The 23,944-nt window shown below is 51.8% G+C and carries 18 protein-coding genes; 6 read left to right on the top strand and 12 right to left on the bottom strand.

Translation table 11 applies throughout. From position 1 onward, the window contains the following. Positions 1 to 4 precede the first annotated feature (4 nt). The 6 genes from R50912_RS33365 to R50912_RS17445 form a co-directional block, all read right to left on the bottom strand. Positions 5 to 8,461, bottom strand: coding sequence for an SDR family NAD(P)-dependent oxidoreductase (locus R50912_RS33365; protein WP_052416450.1), 8,457 nt, complete (start codon positions 8,459 to 8,461; stop codon positions 5 to 7). After that, positions 8,451 to 9,041 (bottom strand): indolepyruvate oxidoreductase subunit beta, encoded by a 591-nt coding sequence (locus R50912_RS17425; RefSeq protein WP_042236675.1) that lies wholly within the window; start codon positions 9,039 to 9,041, stop codon positions 8,451 to 8,453. Before R50912_RS17425 ends, R50912_RS33365 begins: the two co-directional genes overlap by 11 nt. A 7-nt stretch (positions 9,042 to 9,048) precedes the next feature. Further along, on the bottom strand, positions 9,049 to 10,797 hold the full coding sequence (gene iorA / locus R50912_RS17430; RefSeq protein ID WP_042236677.1) for an indolepyruvate ferredoxin oxidoreductase subunit alpha: 1,749 nt from the start codon (positions 10,795 to 10,797) through the stop codon (positions 9,049 to 9,051). A gap of 351 nt (positions 10,798 to 11,148) precedes the next feature. Then, positions 11,149 to 12,129 carry a patatin-like phospholipase family protein gene (locus tag R50912_RS17435; RefSeq protein WP_042236679.1) on the bottom strand — a complete coding sequence of 327 codons (981 nt, stop codon included), beginning with the start codon at positions 12,127 to 12,129 and terminating at the stop codon, positions 11,149 to 11,151. A 143-nt stretch (positions 12,130 to 12,272) separates the two neighbouring features. Beyond that, the gene (locus R50912_RS17440) at positions 12,273 to 12,464 is read right to left on the bottom strand and encodes a hypothetical protein (RefSeq protein ID WP_039291913.1); all 192 of its coding nucleotides are present in this window, start codon (positions 12,462 to 12,464) and stop codon (positions 12,273 to 12,275) included. Positions 12,465 to 12,541: 77 nt separating this feature from the next. Further along, positions 12,542 to 12,886: a hypothetical protein gene (locus R50912_RS17445; protein WP_039291910.1), complete on the bottom strand. Its 345-nt coding sequence runs from the start codon at positions 12,884 to 12,886 to the stop codon at positions 12,542 to 12,544. A 180-nt stretch (positions 12,887 to 13,066) separates the two neighbouring features. Between R50912_RS17445 and R50912_RS17450 the strand changes: the two genes are divergently transcribed. Next, complete coding sequence (locus R50912_RS17450) at positions 13,067 to 13,414, top strand: ribosomal protein L7/L12 (protein ID WP_042236681.1); 348 nt, start codon at positions 13,067 to 13,069, stop codon at positions 13,412 to 13,414. Positions 13,415 to 13,515: 101 nt separating this feature from the next. Here R50912_RS17450 and R50912_RS17455 read toward each other — a convergent pair whose 3' ends face one another. From R50912_RS17455 to R50912_RS17465, 3 genes are read right to left on the bottom strand one after another with little or no spacing between them, the layout of a single operon-like run. Continuing rightward, complete coding sequence (locus R50912_RS17455; protein WP_042236684.1) at positions 13,516 to 14,154, bottom strand: ABC-2 transporter permease; 639 nt, start codon at positions 14,152 to 14,154, stop codon at positions 13,516 to 13,518. Beyond that, on the bottom strand, positions 14,147 to 15,016 hold the full coding sequence (locus R50912_RS17460) for an ABC transporter ATP-binding protein (protein ID WP_042236686.1): 870 nt from the start codon (positions 15,014 to 15,016) through the stop codon (positions 14,147 to 14,149). Before R50912_RS17460 ends, R50912_RS17455 begins: the two co-directional genes overlap by 8 nt. Next, positions 15,013 to 15,393 (bottom strand): GntR family transcriptional regulator, encoded by a 381-nt coding sequence (locus R50912_RS17465; RefSeq protein WP_039291902.1) that lies wholly within the window; start codon positions 15,391 to 15,393, stop codon positions 15,013 to 15,015. Before R50912_RS17465 ends, R50912_RS17460 begins: the two co-directional genes overlap by 4 nt. A 220-nt stretch (positions 15,394 to 15,613) precedes the next feature. Between R50912_RS17465 and R50912_RS17470 the strand changes: the two genes are divergently transcribed. After that, complete coding sequence (locus tag R50912_RS17470; RefSeq protein ID WP_042236688.1) at positions 15,614 to 17,098, top strand: hypothetical protein; 1,485 nt, start codon at positions 15,614 to 15,616, stop codon at positions 17,096 to 17,098. An 11-nt stretch (positions 17,099 to 17,109) separates the two neighbouring features. Here the strand turns inward: R50912_RS17470 and R50912_RS17475 are convergent, their stop codons facing one another. After that, positions 17,110 to 17,790: a M14 family metallopeptidase gene (locus tag R50912_RS17475; RefSeq protein WP_042236691.1), complete on the bottom strand. Its 681-nt coding sequence runs from the start codon at positions 17,788 to 17,790 to the stop codon at positions 17,110 to 17,112. A gap of 157 nt (positions 17,791 to 17,947) precedes the next feature. Then, positions 17,948 to 20,494, bottom strand: a complete 2,547-nt coding sequence (locus R50912_RS17480; RefSeq protein ID WP_042236693.1) for a diguanylate cyclase domain-containing protein — start codon at positions 20,492 to 20,494, stop codon at positions 17,948 to 17,950. Positions 20,495 to 20,792: 298 nt separating this feature from the next. Here R50912_RS17480 and R50912_RS17485 point away from each other — a divergent pair, with 298 nt between their 5' ends. The 3 genes from R50912_RS17485 to R50912_RS17490 all read left to right on the top strand — a co-directional run bounded on the left by R50912_RS17485 (position 20,793) and on the right by R50912_RS17490 (position 22,934). After that, positions 20,793 to 21,014 carry a hypothetical protein gene (locus tag R50912_RS17485; protein ID WP_042236694.1) on the top strand — a complete coding sequence of 74 codons (222 nt, stop codon included), beginning with the start codon at positions 20,793 to 20,795 and terminating at the stop codon, positions 21,012 to 21,014. A gap of 93 nt (positions 21,015 to 21,107) precedes the next feature. Next, positions 21,108 to 21,230: a hypothetical protein gene (locus R50912_RS36230; RefSeq protein WP_269322068.1), complete on the top strand. Its 123-nt coding sequence runs from the start codon at positions 21,108 to 21,110 to the stop codon at positions 21,228 to 21,230. Between the two features lie 555 nt (positions 21,231 to 21,785). Further along, complete coding sequence (locus R50912_RS17490; protein WP_042236697.1) at positions 21,786 to 22,934, top strand: C45 family autoproteolytic acyltransferase/hydrolase; 1,149 nt, start codon at positions 21,786 to 21,788, stop codon at positions 22,932 to 22,934. Here R50912_RS17490 and R50912_RS34245 read toward each other — a convergent pair. Further along, the gene (locus R50912_RS34245) at positions 22,840 to 23,400 is read right to left on the bottom strand and encodes a GrpB family protein (protein ID WP_231637669.1); all 561 of its coding nucleotides are present in this window, start codon (positions 23,398 to 23,400) and stop codon (positions 22,840 to 22,842) included. The two genes, R50912_RS17490 and R50912_RS34245, sit on opposite strands and share 95 nt — an antisense overlap. Before the next feature lie 192 nt (positions 23,401 to 23,592). Here R50912_RS34245 and R50912_RS35000 point away from each other — a divergent pair, with 192 nt between their 5' ends. Next, a complete protein-coding gene (locus R50912_RS35000) occupies positions 23,593 to 23,763 on the top strand; it encodes a hypothetical protein (RefSeq protein ID WP_179093454.1) in 171 nt (56 codons plus the stop codon). The last annotated feature ends 181 nt before the right edge of the window (positions 23,764 to 23,944 follow it).

A 23,944-nucleotide genomic window follows, 5' to 3' on the forward strand; every position in this document is an offset into this window, starting at 1 on the left:
GGCATTAGCTCCCCTCCAGTAAGAGTTCAAGTTCATTCAGATCTATAGGGCTATCCACCGTCAGCCCGGAGTTCCCGGAGGTCGCAGATCCCGTTCCTGCTGTCTCCAGAATATGGGCAGTTAGCAGCCGTACCGTGTTGTAATTGAACAGATCATTGGAATGCAGCGCAAGGCCGAGGCGATCGTTCAGCTTGTCTATCAGTTCCAGCGTCAACACAGAATTCACACCCAGTTCCGAGAAGGGAAGATCGGCGTTAACCTCTCCGGCCTCCAAATAAATGACCTCCTCCAGCGTGCGGTTCAGACATTGCTCCACCGAGTCTGCTGACGTTTCTACATATCCGATCGATTCTGCCGGCGTCACGGTTTGCGGAGTCTGTGAAGTTTGTGGCCGAAGGCTCTTGTTCTGCTCATCACAGGCCGGTTCCGATTCCCAATCCGGCTCCGCTTCAAGCGTGTAGCGATTGGCCTCTGCGGCAGACGCCGAGAAGCTATTGCCGATCCAATATCTCTTTTTGTCAAAAATATAATTCGGCAGCGGAATCACCCGTGCACGGCTGCGTTCATCATGCAGCAGCTTCCAGTCTATCTTCGCCTTCAGCAGCCAGAGCTGGGCAATCTGCGGCCATTGTCTGTTACGAACCGCGCTGTCGATAAACCGATGCCCGGATTCGTTCTGGAACAGAATGGCGGCAATATCACGCTGCGGGTCCAGGCTGCCTGTGTAGACATCCGGCAATTTCGGTTCTCCGGAGGCAAAGCGGATTAATACTTCCCTAAGCTCTCCTATATTCCGGCTGACAATGGCCACTCTCTCGGTAAAAGCTTCCCGCCCAACCTGCAGCGTATAAGCGATATCCTCCAGGCGCAGTGTATATCCTTCTGTATCGGCGGCATCCATCCCCGCTGCACTAGCCGCAGCAGTCTCGACGTAAGCCTGGGTATCAAATCCGATTCCGGCATTCCTCCGGCTAAGCTCAGCCGCTTCCAGATGATTCATCAGCTCACGCAGCGACCGGGTAGCCCCTAATGTGCTGTCGGCAGCATGTTCCTGAACCAGCTCATTGATGGCATCGGCCAGCCTAACCTGGTGTACAGCATCCGCGCACAGCTCAGTCAGAATTTCGTCATAGTCGATCTGCCCGGGGTTCACGCCAAGCACTTCCGCGACAACGTCCAGACAGCGGTTACGGACAGCCTGTAATCGGGCGGTTATTAGCTCACTTGTGTCCACAGCCCGTCCACCCGTCCGGTGGCGGGCGATAAATGCCGCGAGCTGCCGGGCCTGCGCCTGCAGCTTGTCCCTGCTCTTGGCGGACAGCACGATGAGCTGCTCCTCACTCTGCGCTGCGGGAGGTACGTCCGGCTCATATTGCTCAATCACAATGTGGGCGTTGGTGCCGCCTGCCCCGAAGGAGCTGATGCCCGCCCTGAGCGGCTGAACCTTCAGGCCATCCGGCGTCTCCTCCATAAGCGGCTTCCACGGCTGGAGCGAACGCTGTACATAGAACGGTGTCTTGGCAAAATCTATATTCTCGTTGAGCTGCTCCGCGAGAATTGAAGGCACCAGCTGCTTGTGCTTCATTTGCAGCAGCACCTTGGTCAAGGAGGCCATCCCGGCTGCTGATTCGAGATGTCCGATATTACTCTTGACCGAGCCAATGGCGCAAAACTGCGTTTTGGCGGTGAATTTCTTGAACGCCTTGGTTAACCCGGCCACCTCGATCGGGTCTCCCAGCGCGGTTCCGGTACCATGTGCCTCAATGTAACTGATCTGCTCGGGATGCACGCCAGACCTCCGCAGCGCCTCCTCAATCAGCTCGGACTGGGCATTCGGATTAGGCACAGTATAAGAACTGACCTTGCCGCCGTGATTGACTGCCGTTCCTTTGATTAAGCCATAGACTGAGTCCCCGTCGCGGAGCGCCGCCTCCAGCGGTTTCAGCAGAACCGCGCCAACGCCTTCACCGGGAACATAGCCGTCCCCGCCCTGGCCGAAGGCCCGGCACTTGCCTTCCGTGGAGCCGAATCGCTGATCGGTCAGGAAGATATATTTTGCCGGATGTACTAGGGTGTTGACACTACCGGCCACCGCCATCTCACTCTCACCATGCCGGATGCTCTCGCAGGCCATATGGATAGCCACCAGCGCAGACGAGCACATCGTATCAATGGCCAGGCTTGGTCCCTTGAAGTTGAAATGATATGAAATCCGGTTAGCGATGGAAGCAAACGAAGAACGGACATCCATGAGCCGGCCGTTATGGTATTGCTCGACACCTAGCAGCTGATAATGGGAATTCATTACGCCGATAAACACGCCAACCTTTTTGCCGGAGAGGGTATCCGCGGCAGCTCCCGCATCCTCCAGCGTGTGGTAGGTGGTCTGGAGCATGAGCCGCTCCTGCGGGTCCATCAGCTCCGCTTCCCGCGGGGAGATATGGAAGAATCCGGCATCGAATTTCTCGACATCCTTCATGAACGCGCCCCACTTGGTGTACACTTTGCCCGGCTTGCCTTTCTCTGGATGGTAATCCTTGCGGTAATCCCAGCGCTCCGGCGGAATCTCCGTAACGCAGTCCCGCCCCCCGCTTAGCACATCCCAGAATTCCTCCAGCGTATCCGCCATCGGGTACTGTCCGCTTAAGCCGATAATCGCAATATCCCCGCTTACTGCTTCTGCACCCTGATGCAGGGACATGGCGGGGGCAGCTTCCTCTTTTACAGCCACATCATGGACAGTTCCCGTTTCTGCTGACACCGCTTCTGGCATCACTTGTTCGGCCGCTTCTTCCACTGCGGTTCCTCGTTGCTCTGATCCCCCGCTCTGACCTGGTTCCCCGGCGGACTGCTGAAAGAATTCCGCATGATTATCCATAAAGAATGCCGCTAGAAGAGCAATCGTGCTGTATTCAAAGAAAAGCGTGCTTGGCAAATCGGAGAAGTCCTTGCCCAGGATCCCATTCAGCTCCATGATCATGATGGAGTCGATGCCGTATTTGGAGAAGTCGGCTGAGGCTTCAAGCTGCGCTGCCGGAACCCCGGTCGCCTGCGACACGACTCCTTTCAAGTATTGCTGAACAGCTTCCTCCACCTTAACGGTGGAGACAAGACCGCTATGAAGCGGCTGCTGCTGGATTGGCGGAAACGGAAGCTTCAGTGGAGCTGTTGCCCCGCCCGTTACCGTTACCGCTGCTGCCCGCTGCCGCTCATGAACACTCTGCGCGGAAGCATTCAGCACCCTCTCCTGCTGCGGCTTCTCTTCTGTAACTGCCGCAAGTACCCGGCTCAGCTGCTGCCGTTCTCCGCAGACTACAATAATACGGGATTCACCCGTGCGGACCAGCTGCTCCAGCAGTTCAAGACCAGTCTGTGTATCCAGCTGCTCCATCCCGGCCTGCTGGCGGTATTGTACGGCTTCCTCTCCGGACAACTGCATCGCGCCGTCATTCCACACCGGCCAGTTGATGGACAGGGATGCACCTGAACGGATCCCCTCCTTAACCTGCTCAGCCCGGAGTAAGGCGAAGCGGTCGAGATAACTGTTCGCCGCCGCATAAGTGCCTCTGGCGAAATCTCCAATGATTGCGGAAATGGACGAGAAAAGCACGAAGAAGTCCAGCTTCTCCAGCTGCGTAGCTTCATCCAGGTTGATCGCTCCCTGGATCTTGGGCAGCAGCACTTCTGCCATCTGTTCAGGACTGGCTTCCATGAGCGGATGCTCACCAAGCACTCCGGCACAATGAATGACGCCTTGAATGGAATGAAAAGCCTCTTGGGCCTGCGCCACGATCTCTACGGCAGTTCGCCGCTCCGCGATATCACCAGGCAAGTAAATAACCTGCCCGGGATAACTCTGCAGCCGCTCAAGCTCACGTCTTCTCGGTTCATCCAGTGCGGATCTTCCGGTCAGCACCACATTGGCTTCATAATTCCGCAGGGCAAATTCGGCCACGGCAAGTCCGAGCTTACCCATTCCGCCGGTAATCAGGTAGGTACCCTGTTTGCGGAAACCGCTGAATTCTGCTTCCGGTAATGACTCCAGCGGAAGGACGACACGGCTGGCTCTCGCTCCGCCTGTATAACTAATTTCCACAAAGGACGCCTGCTTGCGGTACAGCAGCTCTTGCGCCGCGTAGAACGGAATTTCTTCAGCATAGTCGCAATACATTATGGACGGGATGAAGCTGCGGTTGGTGGCCTGAAGGGCCTTGGACAGCCCCCGCAGCATTCCCGCTCCCGGCTGGCTGCCGCTGCGGACTGCGCCCAGCAAGAAGCGGACCTGTGCTTGGGAATAGAGCTGAGTAACCGCCTTGAACAGATACAGAACCGGATAAAAAGCGTTCAGGATCTCTGCCTGTTCCCCATCCCACTCATACAGAATAGCGTCAATCCTTATCCCCTTTGCCAGCAGCTCCGTGAGCAGCCTGCTATAATCCGCTTCCTGTTCAGGCCGGATGCTGTATTCCTTATTTCCTGCAGCTGCGCTGTAGTCCGCTCCCGGATTCACAATAATGATGTTGTCCGGCACCGTATGCTCCCGGGCGAATGCTTCTGTCAGCCGTTGAACCTTCCCTTTGTCCCGGACCATATACAGCATATTCTTCACTTCGGCCTTGCTGATCCCTTCACTTTGGCTGCCAAGCCCCCAGGCTTCCGGAAGCTGTGCTTCCTGCCAGCGCTCGGTATACAGGTGAATGCGACTTGCCGTACTCACCGGATTGGTTGGCTGAATAGCCCGGATCGTGAAGTCTCTGGCTTCCACCAGCACTTCCCCCTGCTCATTCAGAATATAGACATTGAACCGCTTCATCCCCGCAGCCTTGCCTGCTGTCTCCGGTACGATCTCCGCATATGAATAGCAGCTTGGCGTCAGCCTGCCGTAGATGCGGACTTCACCGAGTGCGAACGGAATATGTAATCTAAGCTGCTTGTACGCTTCGGCTCCGCCGATCCAGGTCACTGCCCGTAGCGCAGCATCGACAAGGGACGGGTGCAGCATATATTGGCTAAATGCAGGCAGCAGGTCCGGAGGAAGGTCGAGCTTCTCCAGCGATTCTCCGCTTCCGCACAGTGCTTCTGTTGTAGACTGGAAGCTTGGTCCATATTGAAAACCGATAGAGCTGCCAAAGACCTCGTTGTAGCAGAAATCCTTGGCAATTCTGACTCCGCCCCGGGCCTGAATAGCGTCAAGATTGAAGTTGTGCCGCGTCGCCTGCTGTCCAGTCCCGGTATAGAGCTTGCCTGTGCAATGAATAAGCCGGGTGCTGTTCTCTGTTGTATACACCTGGAACTTCATGTACCCTGATTCGGGAGTGAGCTGAATATAGGCATCCCGTGTATCGGTCACTTCCAGCCGGTTCACCCATAGCACATCCTTAATGGAGTGCAACTGTGTCCGAGCTGCGAATTCGCCGGCCGCCCTGACCATCTCCAGATAAGCGACTCCCGGCAAAATCACCCGTTCATCCACAATATGCTCGCCAACATAGAAATCGCTCACCTTAAGTGTCTTCACGTATAACAGCCGCTCTGGGCTGGACTTCGCCAGATCAATCATCGGATGGCTCTGAGCCGGAGCGGCCTGAGGGGCCACCATCCAATGCGAAGAACGGTTAAAGACATAGCCGGGCAATGGCTGCTTCATGAAGCTGCCGCCGGGATACAGCCTGTTCCATTCCAAATCTGCGCCAGCCAGCCATAACTTCAGCAGAACCTCATGGAAGCCAAAGGCTCCGTCACTCTGAGGCGATAATGCTGCCGTTTCCTTGTCCCCTGCACACAACCGGATTATCTCAGACTGCAAAACGCTCTGCCCTGCACATTGCTCCTGAAGCTGTTCTCTCCAGCTTGCAGGCTCGGCAATTTCTGTCATATGGTGATTGGCTTCGTGCAGACAGGTGTAGGGGACATTTAAATTCAATTGCTCCTGACGTTCATTGAGCTGATTCCGGACAGCTTCCATCACTCCAGCCTCTTCTTCATCAGAGGTAGTTAACAGCCGTACGGCCAGTTCCTTGGATATAACCTCATCCAGAATAAGCTGGACCCATTCACTCAGCCGCGTATCACTTAAAGTGATGCGTTCCGACAAATCCCATTTCTGATTCAGCTTCAGCAGCGAACCGTAGGCGATCAAGAGCAGAAGAACACGCTGCCGCTCTATTGCCTGGCCGCCCTCACCGGCAGCTAACAACTGCTCCTGATGCAGCAGCGAGTCTGTGGACATCTTCGCTGCTTGCAGCGCCGGGGATTGATCCCAATCCCGCAAATATTTCTTAAAGGTAAATTGGGTCCGGCTGAGTATTCTGGCTTTCTTCACATAATGCCTGAACGCCGCAGCGTCAGCATCGGTGATGCACACATTGCGCAAGCCAGCAATATAAGCCGGGCCAATGTTAATACGGTGAATCCTCACTTGATGAACAGGGTCTATGAAGGTCAGCTTCGGTCTTTGCAGCACAGTTTCCGCAAGAGTAGCCCTGCCGGTCAGCATGTCATACGCCTGAACAGGCGTAATCATTCCGCTGACCGCCATCGCGAGCAGCGTCCCTTGCTGCTCACCGCTTACGGACGCGACATCTACCCCAAGACTGATCAGGACTTTAGCCAGCGTATAATTAATCAGGAAAGAGTAGGCGGCAAGCTTATCCTTGTTCCATTTGGCAATTGTAATGCCACTTCGGATAGCGACCGGCCCATCGCGCAGCTCAGTTTCGGCAATAACCTCTTCAAGAACTTCACGGATATACGGCTCTTCCATTACCCTCTTAATCTCCGTGAATCCTGTATAGATGACATTGGTGAAATGTACCGACCACTGCTTGCGGCCCGGCTCCAGCCGCTTAACAGCGGAGGTAGCGGATTGCAGATACTCGGCTAGCTCCTGCCTGCTCCGGATGACAGCGCCGATTCTGTACTCCCGGCAATGACGTCTGCCTGCAAGCAGCGTTTTGCATAACTCTCCGATGGATGCGTCCGACATCTCCGGCGAATTCACATGAGACTTCCAGACCGCTATACTCTCGTTCAAACTGTCGCTGTTCAGGGCCGAGAGGGTGAAGAGCTGTGCGCCCGGTACGGATTTGTTACTGGCTCTGGACGGTTTCGGCGGCTCGTAAGCCTCAAGAATCACATGGGCATTAACTCCGCCGAAGCCAAAGCCGCTTACGCCTGCCCGCAGCGGGGTCTCTTCATTTACCGGCACCCACTCTGTGTTGTCCGTGGCTACCTTAAACGGGGTATGCTCCCAGTCCAGGAGCGGATTCAGACCGGTAAGGTTGAGCAGCTTGGGAATAGTCTTATGCTTCATCATCAGCAGCACCCGGATGATCCCGGCAACGCCAGAGGCACTTGCCAAATGACCGATATTGGTCTTGACCGAGCCAATGGTGCAGAACTGTTCCTGATCGGTGTACTGCCTGAACACCTGGGTCAACGCTTCGACTTCAATCGGATCGCCAAGAGCGGTTCCGGTGCCATGCGCCTCAATATAATTGACGGTCGAAGCATCTACACGGGCTTCCCGCAAAGCAGCTTCAACTAATTCCTTCTGCGCTTTCATGCTCGGTGCAGCGATGGTCTGTGAAGCGCCGCAGTGGTTCACTGCGGTTCCCCGGATAATGCCGTAGACATGGTTGCCGTCCCGCACCGCATCCTCCAGCTTCTGCAGCAGCAGGACGCCAACGCCCTCTCCCTGCACAAATCCGTCCGCATTCTCGTCAAAAGCCTTGCATTGTCCGTCCCGGCTCATCATATTCGACTTGGAGAAGCTCACGTACCGCCAAGGATGATAGGCTAGGCACACGCCTGCCGCTATGGCATACTTCGCTTCTCCGGCCTGGAGATTCTGTCTTGCTTTGTGAACAGCAACCAGTGAGGAGGAGCAAGCGGTATCCAGAGAGAGGCTCTCTCCGGTCAGGCCCAGAGCATGCGAGATGCGGTTCGCCGCAATACACTCGAAGTTGCCGAGGCCCGCATAATGATCGACCTTATCACCGCCGGTCAATGCAATCAGACCGTAGTCATTGCCGGTAACTCCGACATACACAGAAGTCCGTTCCTTCTGGAGATCATGCAGCGGAATCCCTGAATCCTCAAGACAATGCCATGTTTCTTCCAGCAGAATCCGCTGCTGGGGGTCCATGCTCGCCACCTCTCTGGGTGACAAGTTAAAAAAGGTATTGTCAAACTTGTCGATGCCGGATAATGAAGCGCAGTATTTCACAAACTGCTCATTGTCCCAGCCGAGGTCGGCCTCATTCTTCAGTCCGTATCTTCCGTTCTGCCAGCGGTCATAACTGATAGGCTTGACGGAATTCACATGATTGATCATGTTGTTCCAGTAGCTGCTGTAATTCTCTGCCTCTGGGAATCTGCACCCGATGCCGACAATCGCCACATCCTGCTCGGCTGCTGCCCTCCGCGGCTTAAGCTTGCTTGCCGAAGCCTTAGAGCTCATATACCGTCTCCTTTTCTCTGGCGACCCGTTGTTCCCTCATCCCTCTAAGCAGAGAGAGAATGCTGTCCTCCTGATACTGCTTCTTGATATACTTCTCCATCGTGCTCTTCCAGGCCCCGAATTCAAATCCAAGCGCCTGCAGCAGCGCGCCCAGCATGACGAAATTCTCATTCCGCACATTTCCCGTTTCCTTGGCAATGGCTGTTCCTTCGACATAAGTGACATGCTTGTACCGGCTGAAGCTGTCCTCGTACTTTCCTTTGTATGTATCTTCATTCAGCTCTGCCAGATTGACGAGCATCCGCCCCTCCTGTTTCAGGAAGCTTCCCCAGCGCAGCGCTTCGATCTGATCGAAGCCGACAATATAGTCTGCTGTGCCCATTTCAATCAGGGGAGAGTAGATTTTGTCGCCAAAACGAACCTGCGCATGCACGCTTCCGCCTCTTTGCGACATGCCGTGCACCTCGGAGACCTTCACGTCATACCCGAGCGCAACCAATCCCTGGGATAACACATTGGTTACAGTAATGACACCTTTTCCGCCCACACCGGCTAAAATAATGCTTGTAGCTGCTGTCATAGGTCGCTTAAGCCTCCTTAATACTGTCATAGGGACAAACCTGCTGGCAGATGCTGCAGCCCTTGCAGTCCAGCGGGTCAATCATAATTTGGCGGTTTACAATTTTGATTGCCGAGCAGCCTAGCATAGTGCATTTTTTGCAATTCACACAGGTAACATTGTTAATGATGTATTTTTTTGTGGGTTCCGCTTTGCTTTTGAGAAGTTCACAAGGATGTCTGGAGATGATTACGAACGGTTCAGTGCTGAGCTTGGCTGTCTCCACACACTGCTGCGTTTCTTGGAGGTTGGTGGGGTCTAATATTCTGAGGTTGTCCGGTTTAATGCCCAGTGCGAGCACGATATCTTCAATCCGTATGGCTTCCGACGTGTTGCCCTGCAGTGTGCGCCCGGTGCCCGGGTTCTCTTGATTGCCGGTCATGGATGTGGAGCGATTGTCCAGGATACAAATGACAATCGGGGTCTTGTTGTAAACTGCGTTCAGCAGTCCGGTCATACCTGAGTGAAAAAAGGTGGAGTCACCGATGAAGGCGAATACCTTCTTGCCCATCGGTTTGAAATCCTGAGTACGCTGCATGCCCGTTGCCATAGAGATGGAAGCGCCCATGCAGAGCACGGTGTCGAGCGCCTTGATCGGCTCCGTGCCGCCCAGCGTGTAACAGCCGATATCGCCGGCGGCTATAATGTCCCTGTGCTGCTTGACTGCGCTGTACAGCCCCAGATAACCGCAGCCTGCACACAGCCTTGGCGGTCTTGGCGGTACTTGGACACCCTCGTAGCAGTCGAATTCTTCACGGGTGATCGCTTTTCTGATAATTTCCGGGTTCAACTCGCCGCAGACGGGAATGATCTCCTTACCAGTACAGGCAATGCCCATCGTTTTAAGTGAGGTTTCGATGAAGGGCTCGCCCTCCTCGACGACATAGATTGTTTTGGCCCATGCAGCGAATTCTCTGGCCTTCTCGTTCGGAAAAGGATAACTCATGCCCAGCTTCAGCACGCTTACCGTATCTCCGAACACTTCCTTAACATATTGATAGGATATTCCGCTTGTCACTATGCCGATCTCCGGAGAGCTGTACTCTATTACATTTAGAGGGGAGGCATTGGAGTACGCCTGAATATCCAGGAGATTCGCTTCGATTTCCAGATGCCGCTTTCTGGAGATAGCCGGAAGGAGCAGCCTGTCCAGCTTGTTTTTCTTATAGGTTCTGAATTTCTCCTCCACCGCCAGGTCTTCCCGGAAGTGAACAATCCCCTTCGAATGGGACACCCGGGTTGTGGTCCTGAACAGGACAGGTGTATTGAAGCGCTCGCTGATCTCATAGGCTTCGACAATCATATCCTTGCATTCCTGGGAGCTGGTCGGCTCGAGTAGCGGCATCTTGGCATGACTGGCATAAATGCGGTTGTCCTGTTCGTTCTGAGAGGAATGGATCCCCGGATCATCTGCTGAAACAATGACCAGACCGGCATTTACACCTTCATAGGTCATATTGAACAGCGGATCTGCCGCAACATTCACCCCTACGTGCTTCATGGTGGTCAGACTGCGGATACCGGCGATACAGGCGCCTGCTGCTACTTCCAGAGCTACCTTTTCGTTGGGTGCCCATTCGGCATATACACCCTCATAGACACTGATGCTCTCGACTATTTCCGTACTCGGTGTTCCGGGATAGGATGAAATGATTTTACAATTTGCTTCATAAGCGCCTCTGGCAATTGCCTCATTACCCATCATTAGAGCTTTCATCGGATCGTCCTCTCGTTCATCTCATTTAACAGAACCGCGCGGCTGCATTACTCCCAAATCACAGATTACATTTTTAACATTTATAGGCGTTTACTACTTATTTATAGGCTATAATCAATATTATAGTGTTACTATTAACTTTGTTACTTTTTTTAATAAATTCCAGATATTTAGTTCCTTAATCTGCTAATTTTCACAAAATTGAAATAATTAAAAAGCCCGCAACCTATTGTTGCAGACTTTCCAAATTAAAACATATATTTATCTTATATAGCATTTATTGTCGTTTCCTCGCAAAAGGCCAAAGCAAAAGGCTACTGCTCCTCAATGTGGAAGAAGTAGCCTTGGATTTCAGTGATAAATACCGGACTCCTGCTGGGATTCACTGGAAAAAGGCTGAACCGGTACGGCTGCATGATTTTCGCGGAATTTATGCTTATAGTCTTCGAAATCCCATGTCTCCAGGAATTTATCTGCCGCAGCGTGGCCGGATGAGAGCAAGAAATGCTTATCTTCCTCCGTCAATTCGAACTTTGTCGTCGTTACCTTTCCAGTGGGAATAAATATTGTGCGCTCTTCCGCATGTTTGTCTACATGTCTTTGATCATGAGCCTGCAGCATGGTTTTGAACATCCCTTTGAGTAACGAGACCGGACCATTGATCTCAATCGATTGGGCATAGGTCCGCCTTTCCGACAGTCTGAATCCGAAGGTTGGCCACCGTGGGACTCCATCAACGTCAAATAGCCAGATCGGATAATTGCTAAGCATTCCTCCGTCCAGCATATAATAGGGTTTCTTCTGAAGGGGCGTATGCCAGACATAGGGTTGAAAAAAGAAAGGCAGCGTGGTGCTCATCCGTACTGCTGCGGCTATGGGGAATTCGGACGCCTTCAGACCATAGTGAGGCAAATCATTCGGGAAAACTGCAATCCGCCCATTGCTTATATTCGAAACTATAATCGAAAGCTTGCCTTCGGGAATATCTCCAAACGTTACAACTTTCTTACGCTTCAGCCATTCCGTCATTACCTGTTCTAAAATGTGGTTGCTGTAAATGCCTGACTTCATCATTAACGGAAGCGTTTTGTTCAAGATCGGCAGGCTGTTCATTCTGGTACGCCCGAGCAGCTTCATATAGTCAAGCGAGCTCATCAGCTCTCTGATATCAGCACTATTGTAACCGCAGGCTAACAAAGCTGCAATGATCGCGCCGGCAGAAGTCCCCGCGAGCTTGTTCCAGGTATATCCTCTGGATTCCATCACTTCAATGGCTCCTACAAAAGCAATTCCCTTTACGCCACCGCCTTCAAAGACTGCATCTGCCTCCACCTGAGTACCCCTCCTGTTACAAATAAAAGATGTTCTGTAAGTATGTGTTGGATACTCTGATTTATTCACTTGTAAAACAACAAAAAGCGGATGCACCAGGACCATGAAGCCAGTCTTGGACAGCCGCTTGTTGGGGAGACAGATCAAAAGATCCACATGATCACAAAAATGAAAAAGGCAATGACAGCTATGGCAATAACCAGATCGGATATTTGCCTCCATAAGCCTGGAGGGCCTTCGGTGTGATACTTCTGCGCATTCACGTCATGGTTGGCTTTATGCCCGCCGGGATCAGTCGAATTCGCATGTGGCCCCGGATTAAAGAAGTCAGCCATGAAATCACCTCCCTTTCCATGATTATACACCATTTAATCTCACTTTTGATTCATTTGTCCTGAAACAGTATTTATTGTTAAAAAGCGATTTGCACGGATCCGTCCTCGTAAATATCGACCCGCTGGGTGCATAGGAGCATGCCAAGTCCGGAAGCGGTGCCTTTGGTCTTCAAATCCTGTTGTCTGCGCTCCCACAGCTCCCGGTCGTGGATGATGTCATACAAGTAATAGCTCTCAGCGTTAGCCGCTTCCATCTCCTCCACAAAAATGAACCCGCCCGGGAACATACTGCGGAACCACTGGGCCGCCTCCAGGTGAGAATGGAATGCCGGAAGCTCCTGCTCAAAGCGCTCTGATAAATAACGCTGCTTCAGACGGCCGATCCTTACATAATACTCTTCAAGATTGTACGGAGTTATCACCGGTAAGCCCCCCATTTCTATAAATATTTGAAATTTCGCATAAAAATATCATACTTTTAGAGCGATGAATATGACATTCTGCATAAAGTGAAGTGTTCATTCTTCTGCTCAGCGGGTAGTAGAATATGATAGGTCTTGTTACTGTGATCAATGCTATAAGGGCAGAAAGGAGCCGCTCCCATGGACAATACGGATATTATTGCAATTCTGGCTTTGGTTCTTGTGTTGCTGCTTATGTTAAGTGTGTTCCGTCTCAAAAAGCGCGTAACAGAGCTGGAGTCTCAGTTGGCGCAGAGGGATGCTTATGAGGGACCTGCAGGAGCTGGAGGCAGGATAGCCGGCATTCCGACCCCGCTGTTCGTGCAGAACCCGGAGATTGCTCCTGATCTGGAGCGGAGACTGCATCTGCTGCTCGGGGAGGGCAAGAAGATTCAAGCGATTAAGGTAATGCGGGAAGCACGGAATTTATCCCTGAAGGATGCCAAGGACTTCATCGACAATCTGGAACAAGGCGGTCCCTTCCGCTGACCTGACCCTGCACAGAACCAAAAACGACCCCGTCCACCACTTTAAAGTGGAAGCTGAGGTCGTTTTTTTATGATGCCGGATTGCCGGCAACCCGGCTGGGGTTATACGTCCTTTTTAACAAAAATCCGCATAGAGAGCATATAAGAGCTGTAGATAATAACAAGATAGGCCAGAACACCGATGAGGGGCAGAAGCATGCTGTCCAGCCTGCCGGTCCGGAACCATTCAGCAAGTGCAGGAACCCGTTCAGATAAACTTTTGAGTGCCGTGACGTTCAGTATGATTAACATGATGAATATGAAATTGACTACTTGCATGCCCTTTTGTCCCAGCCAGAAATACAGCGGCAGATAGAAGGAAGCAAGCAGCGGAAAAGACGCGGCCGCAAGGCCCAGCTCTCTCCAGCGGAGCGGAGCGTCTATCTTCCCCATCGCAAATGCAAACAGATAGAGTAGCAGTGTGCAGAGGATGCTGAAGGCCAAGAAAGGAATGAGCGTTAAATATTTGGCCTGAATCAGACGCTGCCTAGGTACAGGAAGACTGACCAGAAATTTCTGATTGTTATGCTGCATATCAATAGCGCAGGCATTGATCAGCAGCAGCATAGCCGGGAACACCGAGAACAAGGTGTAGGCTTCCGCATTCGTATATCCCACGAGTATATAATACGGCACCAGCAGCATAATGAATTTCCGGGTAAGGATGAAGTCTTTGCGGATCAGATACAGGGAGCTATACATGCGCTTCACTTCCTTTTACCGTAAAATACATGATTTCTTCCAGAGTAGGCGTCTCGCAAATAGCAGTATCCTTGAAATATCGTTCGCCCTCCGAACGGTTGCTGATCAGACCCTCGAACCCCAGTCCGCTCTCGCGGATGCCGACGAACCAGCGCCGGACATCACGGTCGAGCAGTTCCTTCCCGCCTTTGACCAGAAGGTAACGCTCACTGATGCTCTCCTTCATCTCATTGAAAACAATCCGCCCCTCATTGATGAATACAATATAGTCGGCAATCCGGTCCAGATCCATCGTGTTATGGGTGGAGAACAGAATCGATTTCTTCTCGTCCTGAATATGCTCACTGAGCAGCTCCAGCATCTCTCTGCGGAAAATCGGATCAAGCCCCGAGGTGGGCTCATCCATGATTAGCAGATCGGCACCATGGGATAGGGCGATGGCGAGCGAGAATTTGATTTTCATCCCCTTGGACAGATCCTTGATCTTCTTGCCGGACGGAAGCTTGAACAGCTCCTGAAACTTCACATATGTATCTTCATTCCAGCGGGTGTAGAACGGAGCGATAACTCTCTTCATCTGCTTGACGGTGAGATTCTCATAATAGATATTCTCATCCGAGACATAACCGATCCGCTCCTTGACCACTGCCTGATATAGCTGGTTATTCTGGCCGAATATCGTGATATTGCCTTGATCCGGGTAGATCATCCCCATCATCATTTTGATCAGCGAAGTTTTGCCTGCACCATTCGGGCCGATCAGGCCTGTAATAAACCCCTCCTTGATGGACAATGAGATATCTTTCAGCTCAAACCGGTCGTAACTTTTGGTTAAATGGTCTAACCGGATTACATCGCTCATTCCTGTTCCTCCTCATAGAGCAGTTTCAGCATCTCCGCCAGCTCGGCGTACTCCATGCCCAGCAGTCTGCTCTCATCAATGATTTCTTTCAGCTTGCCCTCTACAATCCGCAGCCGCTGCTCCCGGATATATTCCTGATCCGCCCCCGAAACAAAAGAGCCCTTACCGACAATCGAGTTAACCAGCCCTTCCCGCTCAAGCTCTTCGTAAGCCCGCTTCGTGGTAATGACACTGATCTGCAGCTCCTTGGCCAATAAGCGGATCGATGGCAGCGGCGTACCGGAGACCAGCTCCCCTTGCAGAATCATCTGGCGGACTTGTCCTACAATCTGGGCGTAGATCGGTTCACCGGACGTACTTGATATCAAAATATTCATGCAGCAGCACCAGCGTCCTTTGCGGTATTTGTATTTAATGTATATATATAATATATACACTATGTTCAGTGGTGTCAATCCTCTAATTAGCAACGCTCCGGTTGGAGCTGCGGCATATTTGGACTACCACTCTCTCGCAGGTATTGATCTAATCACTTATGGGAAGTGGTGTTGTTATATAGAGGCGGAAGCCAAATGCCAACACAGAGGGGAAGCTCATATGTCTAGAAAAATCATTGTTTATCCACTCAGCTGCGGGCTGCTGACGGCTGCCGTTATGCTGCTCATGCATCCTAAATATTCGTATAATGATCCGGATACGTTCTGGCATCTGGAGGTCGGACGCTACATGCTTGAGCACGGGAAGGTGCTGCATCATGCGATACATACCTTTTATGGAGACCAGCTGCCGTATACCCCCCATGAAGCCGGGTTTCAGCTGCTGATTACACCACTGTACCAGTGGTTCGGCTGGCCGGGGATCTATCTGCTAACCGCCCTGTGCCTGTTCGGCTTACTGTTGGGGCTTATACGTCTTGGAGAAGTATCACGTAAAGAGCTGGGTCTGCGGGAGAATCATGTTCTGCTCCTGCCCTTTGTCCTGCTGGTCTCCTGCTGGATCTACTATAACTACTTCAAGGGAAGACCACAGATGGTCTCCTCTCCACTGATCCTCTGGTTCTTCATCTGCATGCGGGAATATCAGCTGAAGCCCCGGGCCAGATATGCGGCACCAATGATAATACTCTCCTGTGCCGTTGCCAATGTCCATACTGGCGTATGGCTGGTGATTGCCGTGTTTACCGGTATGGCCGTACTGGAATCGCTGATTGCGCGCAATCTCAGCTGGAAGCGAGCTGCCGTCTTCCTGCTGGTCCTGCTAGCCGGCCTGCCGAATCCGGGAGGACTTCAAGCACTGCTGTTTATCTTCACCGTCACACACAATAACTACAATCTGCTCATTAATGAATGGCAGCCACTCTCCTTCAGCCGGCCGGACCAGCTGCCTATTCTGCTTCTGCTGCTCTTTTTCGCGGTCACCCTGCCCTTCTCCCTGCAGCGGAGGCCATTTCGCTTCTTCCTGATGACCGGTATTCTCTATCTCGGAGTATCCAATTTCAAGCAGAATCTGTTCATGTGGCTGTTCATTCCTTATTTCGCGGCAGTCTTCTTCGAAGCGGTTCCGCTTCCGGGCAAGCTCAAGCTGCGGGCAAGCGGAAGAGCGGTTGCCCTTGGACTTGTCACCGGGTTGCTGATCAACACTGTATATATCTTCGCGGTCCCGCCAGTGGTGACTGCTTCAGATTACCCTGTCTTAGAGATGAGCTATGTACTGGAGCATACACCGGCAGGCAGGCGGCCTAAGGTGCTGTCCAGCTATGGGTCTTCAGGTTATGTGATGTTCCGCGGCGGGGATGTGCTTTGTGACGGGCGCCAGGACCCTTTTATCACCAAGGCTTCGATTGGGATCATGGGCTGGAATGCCTTCGAACGCTCGATGTACGGCTTCTCCGAATACTTGCCTGATATCGTGAAATATGACCGCCCGGATTATGTGATTGTGCGGAACGGCAGCTCCGGGAGGCTGTATCAGGACTGGGTGAAAGCACTCGGCACTCCTGTCTACAAAGGAAGCTACGGGAGTGTATTTGTTCCCGGCAACGGGAAGCAGTCCAAGGAAGATCCTGTGTTCCAGAGCAGCTGAACTATACGGCATCAGCCGGTTAAACCCGCAGCCCGCAGGAAATGGCTGACAATCTCACTTTGCAGCCGCACCCTTAAGGAGAAATCGAGACTCCAGCAGGTTTCCACTGTAACGGCTCTCGCTCCGAGCAGACGCTGCATAGCCATCCGTGAAGTCCCGGCGCGCTCCCGGCGGCGGATATTGAAGCGGTAAGCTTTATTCGGAACCGACAAATTCATCTTCTTCACAATTTGCTTCGCTACACCTGCCGCCCGGCTAGCCGGACTGATAATCAGCGTCTGCCCTACGCGCCGCGGATTAAGCTGTGATAGCCCGTTCGCTTCATGCAGATCCAAATACCAGGATGGACGATAACGCGCGGCAAGTTGAAACACCGCTGCTGACAACGGATGTCTAGCCTTAGCGCCTGTACCCATCGGGAAGGTACGGTTCAAATCAGGTTTGCCGCGGATGCCCTTCAGCCGTGCGGATACATTCACCAGCGGGACAATAATCAGCTTTCCTCTGCGCAGAACCCACTCTCCGCGGTTGAACCGGTTTACGATCCCCTGTGCCGCACGGGTACTCGCCGGTTCATTGCCATGGACACCGGAGATGATCATAAATACAGGACCGGGAGCTACGCTGTTCACGATATAATAAGGTGTGGCATAGGGAGTTCCTGCTGCTAGCATATGCTTCTCGACAGACACTGCGTTTCACCTCCGTTTAGGTATGCAGAAGTACATTCACTTTATTCTGTAATGTATGCGGATCGACAATGGTGGATTGGACACATAGACAGGCGCGGCAAAAAGCCGGGTAAAGTCCAGATGGACCTTACCCGGCTTCTGTGTTCTTAACGGTTATTCAATGAAATACAACCTGGTTTTTTCCGTTGGATTTCGCCTCATAGAGCGCCTTCTCCGACCCGGCAATGAACTCTGAAGTACGGTCCGTTGTAAGAGGGACTTTCAGCAGACCGCCAATACTTACGGTGACCACACCTTCTTCTTCATAACGGTCGCGGGGAATTTGCAGATCATAGACACCCTTGCGCACAGCTTCGGCCAGCTGCTCCGCCTCTCCGGCGGTTGCCCTGGACAAGGTCAGGATGAAGGCAGCTCCGCTGAAGCGGGCGACGTAAGCGCCATGCTGCTTGCTGATGATGTTCAGTACATCCGCCACCGATTGAATACACAGATCTCCGCCTTTTAATCCGTGGACCGCATTATAGGAATGGAAATCATCGATGTCGATAGACAGTAAAAGAAGCGGATCCTGGGCGCGCAGACATTCCTTCCATGTCTTAGTAAGCTCGTTCTCGAACGCCAGCCGGTTCGGCAGATCCGTTAAGGAATCCGTTGTCAGGTAACTCTGCAATTGGGTAGTTACAGTGGTGTAGGCTTCACCCTTCGCATCAGCGTTAGACCCCTTACTCAGAACAGCCATAATGGAAGGTTTGCCGCCGTGAATTACGGAGGCCAGTGTCAGGTTCATGTCCAGCGTTAGTCCATCCGCATTCTGAAACTGTCCGCTGCCGGTTACGAACTGGCTCTTGTTCAGGCTGAGCTCCGAGAAATACTGACGCAATGCAGGACGGTATGATTCGTGCACATATTTCAGGAACGGCTGACCCGTTAGGGACTTGTCCCTCTCTATAGCCATCAGGTCCAGCGCACGGTTATTGCTATAGACGATAATATCATCGGTAATCATAAAAAAAGCTACCGGTGACAGCTCCATCAGCTGCAGATAACGTTGTTCATTATGACGCAGACTGCGTGCATTCTGCAGTGCCTGTTCTTCGGCCAGACGCAGCTGATTCTCCGTCTGGCCGCGCAGGATAGATTTCAGCTGAGGCAGAATGTTGAGATGCTGATCCTTCCAGGGAAGTGAAGTAGACTGAACGACCTGACGCCATTTCTCAAAAGATTTCCGGGGAGACAGACGAATCCCGTCATTCTCCTGAATAACAGCCTTTGCAGGATCTCCTGCCCAGTCCACAATCTCTACAACTTCTGGTCTGAACCAGATCATATAGTTCTGCTGTCCGGGAGTCAGCGCCAGATACAGCACGCCGGAGGCCTTGTCCTTGTAAGCTTTGGCTGATTCGTATTCCAGACTGAGCCCCGAAGTACAGTAGGTGTAATCCCTGGCTTTACCGGCCAGCCAGCCCGCAAGCTCCCGTACCTGATCCTGGGAAGGCGTAACCCCGTACAGCATCAGCTTGTCCTGGTAACATACAGCAGCTCCTGAAGCATCCATTAGCGCAAGCAGCGTCTGCTCTTCCTCTCCCAGCTGCTCAATTACACGGAAGGAGCTTGAATTCCCTGTGAAAACATCGACAATCCGTGTCGCCTTGGTCCGCAGCTGCAGCTCTGTCTGATACGTATCCAGCTGCTGGCGCTGGTACAGCTCACTGGAGAAGAAGGAACCCAGGAAATTGCACAGATTGCGGATGCGATGCGGTACATACTTTGGCGAATGGTGATGGCAGGTGATCAGTCCCCACAGCTTGTTATTATGAATTAACGAGATGGTGGTAGTCGCTCCAACCCCCATATTCTGCAAATATTCGATATGCAGCGGGGAGACACTGCGCAGGATCGACAGGCTGAGGTTCAGCGGCTTGCCGGTTAAGGGCTGAATCACCGGGATAATCGGTACCGGCGTGTAGTGCACATCCACGATGGTCCGCAGCCAGTTGCGCAAGTACAGCTCACGCGCCTGCTTGGGGATATCAGATGCCGGGTAGTGATGCCCGAGGAACGGTTCCAGACCTTCTTCCTTCGCTTCAGCTACAACTTTCCCGTTCCACTCCTCATCGAATTCGTAGATCATCACCCGGTCATAACCGAGCATTTCCTTGACCTGTTCAGCCGCTGCCTGACTGGCTTCAATCCGGCCTGGAGTCTGCTTCATACGGCCGAAGAATGTGCGGATCCATTCAAAATCATTGGCTCCTGCACCCTCCTCTTCCGAGGCAGGCTCCAGCTCGACGATCATCAGCCCTTCACTTTCGTGAATAATGCTGAAGAAACCGGTCATCTCTCCTTCAACTTCAATCTTCAGGACAATATATTGTAAATCTGCAGTTTCCTTTGCATTCACACTTCGCTCCAGTAAGGCCTTAAGCTGACTATCGCCTACCAGCTCAGCCATAGAAGTTCCGAGCAGCGACTCTGCAGGAATTCCCAGCAGTACATCTGTGTTGCGGCTGGCCTGGACAATAAGATTGTCCTTGCCCTGCGTCACTGCCAGCAGCACGCCATGCGGCTGAATAAGCCCGGGAATATGGATCGGCTCCTTGTCACAGTTCGTGAGGTCCAGCGATTCCTTCAGTTCCAGACCGGTTTCGTTCAGCAGGGTGCGGTTGAGCGGATCATTTTCGTTATGGGCTTTAAAGTCTGACATGATGCGACGCCTCCAATGAAGTGAAAGATTTCCAAGCATTAATGATGCGTAGTTTCATTCATTTTATCTTATTTTCGGCAGAGTTAACAAATCGCGCAGTACGTTTAGGAACGACTCTATCTGGGAGGGCGGGTTATTTTCCGGGACAGATGTATACAAAAATCCCGCCAGTTCAGAACTGGCAGGACCGTTAGGAGTGTCCTTGGGGTAAGACTAAATCAGTAAACACTAATGTTTGAAATAGAATAATTATGTATAATATCTATGGATAGCGGAAAGTCTTAGGAGGTTAAATCTTATGGAAGAAGTACGGATTCAGAAGCAGGACCGCTCCGTAAGCTTCAGAGTTGCAGTAGATGCTGGGGAGTTTATCGTCTTTGATATGTCTCTTTCCAGCCCTACCCGTAACCGCACCCTATACAGCGGTACGGAGTTCAGTCAGGCTTGGGCAGCCGCAGAAGCGGTTCTGGGTAAAATCGCAGTCCCTGATGAACTCTTGAAATTTGCAACAACAGCCTGATGCCCCAGAGTTGACCCCTCCACAGGGGTCTTTATTATTCTTATACCAGGATGCTTCTGGTCTAACGTATCCCACTAATCCGAGGTGACCGTAATGAGTAAATATAAACGTTCAGGCAGAGACATTGTTTCTTTTCTGCTGGGATTAGCTTCTGTGCTGATCATTGCCTTCTTCGTTATCCGGTATCTTCTTCAGAATGTTTCGTTCGGGCCTTAGGGGTGGGCTGAGAAAGTCCTGTCACTACTTAGCTTTGAAATGTTGTACGTAATGCAACTTGGACTCATAGATATTAGGAAATTTGTAAGGTTTGTTGTATGAAATACAACAATTCCTCAGCTCAAAAGCTTCAACACAGGGAAATCCTGCCTTTTATACAACATTTTTCGTTTAAGCTCAATTTCAAGAGAAGAATGTTGTATTTCGTGCAGGATTTTTTTGGATTCCTTCGTCATCGAGAAAGCATAGCTCCTATTCCAACGCAAAAAGGAGCATTGGGGGAATGCTCCTCTTCGGCTTGCATATACCGTCATTTGAACTGCGCCTCCGGCAAAAGTTAATCCGGAAGTTATATCAATAAGTTACCTTAAAAATGACAATAATACAAGTATTTCCTACTCCGTCCAAGAAAATAAGATCATCTAATGACTGTGCTTCCTTGTATAGCAGCCCATGCGGATATTTCGGCCGGAACGGACTTTGCCGACTGACGAGCACACCCGTTATAATGAACCTACTTTGCGCAGAGAGTAAACGAGAGAAGGTTATTATACTATGGATGCTAATCCCCCAATTCAATGCAGGACCGCACAATATTCCCATATCGTTACGGAAGGCACTCATTATGAGGTCGGCCGTGCCTTGGGCGCTCATTACAAGCATAATTCCGAGCTCATCTCATTCTTAACCTCGCCGTTCATGGGGGCTTCCCCGCTGCTGCCGTCTGCGGCAGATAGAGTTATGGAGAACTTCGAGAAGTATTGCCCCGGCATGAACGAAGAAATCAAAGGCTTCGCCGACGAGACAGGTATTGAACCCGGCAAGGTTGTGTTCTATTACTCCTACTTCCAGCCTTCCGGCCACTGCACGCAGGCTGTATACCGGACGGGCGGGCATACCTGTCATATGCGTAATTATGATTTTGGCTGGGAGGATGAGCCTTATAATCAGCTGCTGCTCAGTACAACACGGGTGAAGGGCAAACCTGCGCATACCGGCTTTGCGCTCCAGCTGTTCGGCCGTTATGACGGAATGAACGATGCAGGACTTACCGTAACAACTACATCGGGGAGAATCCGGCCGGAGATGACCGGGGAAGGCTTTATTTTTCCGGGAGTGGTCCGCGTCTTGCTCGATAACTGCTCCACTGCGGAAGAAGCGGCGCTGCTTATGCGTAGTATCCCCATCTCTGACTACCGCAATTTCCTGATCGCAGACGCCAAAGGCGATATCGTACTCGTTGAAACTGCCGGTACACAAAAAGAGGTCCAATATTATCCGGCAGCGGCTGGCGGGAAACGCAACCAGCTTGTCCTCTCAGCCAACCATTATACGCTTCCATCCATGCAGGTTCATAATCTGCAGGTAATGGGGAATTCGAGAACAAGGCATGAAGCGCTGCAGTCGGCACTTACGGACGAAGTTGCCCTCCAAAGCCCCGTGGCAGCCATGCAAGCTATCGCAGGAACAGAATACCCTAAGGGAGACTGCTGTCATCATTACAGTGAGGGCTTCGGAACGTTATGGTCGATGGTCTGTGATAACTCGGCCCGAGAGGCGCATATCTGCTTCGGTTCCCCTCAGCTGAACAGCTGGAGGAGCTTTGGGTTCAACGACCCCGCCGGAGTCCGCGAATATCACGCGGTTCTTCCTGACCGCCCTTCCGCAGCCGGGTTCTGGGATCGGCTGCCTTCTGCAGAATAGAGTGCACGAACGCAGTCTTCCCCTCACAATACGAATCAATATCATAACGATATTCTTGCGCGAGTCGCTGCTTAACCGCTTGATACTCCTCACGGGCAGACGGACGGTTGCGCAGATAATTGCGGAAAGCGATATGCTCAAGATATCCCTTCCCGTCCTTCGGACATACGTAAAGGTGGTATTTCATAAATCCGTCCTCCTTCACGCTCCGGAAGGCTTCCCTGCCCTCAATCCCCAAATTGCCCTGATGCTCATAACCGTACTGCTGTAATCTCCGGATGATCTCCGGCAGCCTCTCATAGCTCTCCATCACCAGATCGATATCGATAACGGGTTTGGCCGATAACCCCTCGATGGAGGTACTGCCCACATGCTCAGCCGCTATGATCAGATCTCCCGCGATCTCCAGCATCCGCGCTTCAATTCTGGCGTATTCTGCCTTCCAGGCCGGGTCGTAGGGAACCACTTCAACAACTTTTGTTTTCTCAGCGATGATCTTCCCCTCCTTGGTGAGAACAGTTTTTAGTAAATATATTATAGCGCACCTGTCAACGGGAGAGGATGCCTGCCTGCCAAGTATTCTATGTTTCGTTAAGTCTGCCGGGATAAAATGCAAACCGCTATCTCATACTATCCATCAGATATGGAGGTGAACAGTGTGCCCAAGAACAGTGCAGATCCGAAGCATGACCGTGCTGATAACCGTGCCGATAAAAAGAACAACCAGCAGAATCACTCCAGCATCACCGAAATCCCCCAGATGGTGAATCCGGATAAAGCCGAAGATTATGTGCCAAGCTTAAATGGCGTGACCAAGAACGAAAGCTGAATGTAAAAGGACCGGGCTTCGCCGATGGAAACATTTGGCGGAAGTCCGGTCTTTTTTTATGTTTCCGATGAAATTCCAGATCTCAAGCACAGCCGGGAATCAGAATTCATATATGAATTAGAGTGTGTGAATCTGAACGGGCAATGTAGTGATAAAGTTAATGTAGTGATAGAATAATACA

It is taken from the genome of Paenibacillus sp. FSL R5-0912 (genome assembly GCF_000758605.1).
In the GTDB taxonomy this organism is placed as follows: Bacteria; Bacillota; Bacilli; order Paenibacillales; family Paenibacillaceae; genus Paenibacillus_AQ.

Coding starts and splice junctions, on each gene's coding strand:
- R50912_RS17470 (WP_042236688.1), top strand. CDS start 15,614: ATGTCTAGAAAAATCATTGTTTATCCACTCAGCTGCGGGCTGCTGACG.
- R50912_RS33365 (WP_052416450.1), bottom strand. CDS start 8,461: ATGAGCTCTAAGGCTTCGGCAAGCAAGCTTAAGCCGCGGAGGGCAGCA.
- R50912_RS17485 (WP_042236694.1), top strand. CDS start 20,793: ATGGAAGAAGTACGGATTCAGAAGCAGGACCGCTCCGTAAGCTTCAGA.
- R50912_RS17450 (WP_042236681.1), top strand. CDS start 13,067: ATGGACAATACGGATATTATTGCAATTCTGGCTTTGGTTCTTGTGTTG.
- R50912_RS17490 (WP_042236697.1), top strand. CDS start 21,786: ATGGATGCTAATCCCCCAATTCAATGCAGGACCGCACAATATTCCCAT.
- R50912_RS17455 (WP_042236684.1), bottom strand. CDS start 14,154: ATGTATAGCTCCCTGTATCTGATCCGCAAAGACTTCATCCTTACCCGG.
- R50912_RS17465 (WP_039291902.1), bottom strand. CDS start 15,393: ATGAATATTTTGATATCAAGTACGTCCGGTGAACCGATCTACGCCCAG.
- R50912_RS17460 (WP_042236686.1), bottom strand. CDS start 15,016: ATGAGCGATGTAATCCGGTTAGACCATTTAACCAAAAGTTACGACCGG.
- iorA (WP_042236677.1), bottom strand. CDS start 10,797: ATGAAAGCTCTAATGATGGGTAATGAGGCAATTGCCAGAGGCGCTTAT.
- R50912_RS17440 (WP_039291913.1), bottom strand. CDS start 12,464: ATGGCTGACTTCTTTAATCCGGGGCCACATGCGAATTCGACTGATCCC.
- R50912_RS17425 (WP_042236675.1), bottom strand. CDS start 9,041: ATGACAGCAGCTACAAGCATTATTTTAGCCGGTGTGGGCGGAAAAGGT.
- R50912_RS36230 (WP_269322068.1), top strand. CDS start 21,108: ATGAGTAAATATAAACGTTCAGGCAGAGACATTGTTTCTTTTCTGCTG.
- R50912_RS17480 (WP_042236693.1), bottom strand. CDS start 20,494: ATGTCAGACTTTAAAGCCCATAACGAAAATGATCCGCTCAACCGCACC.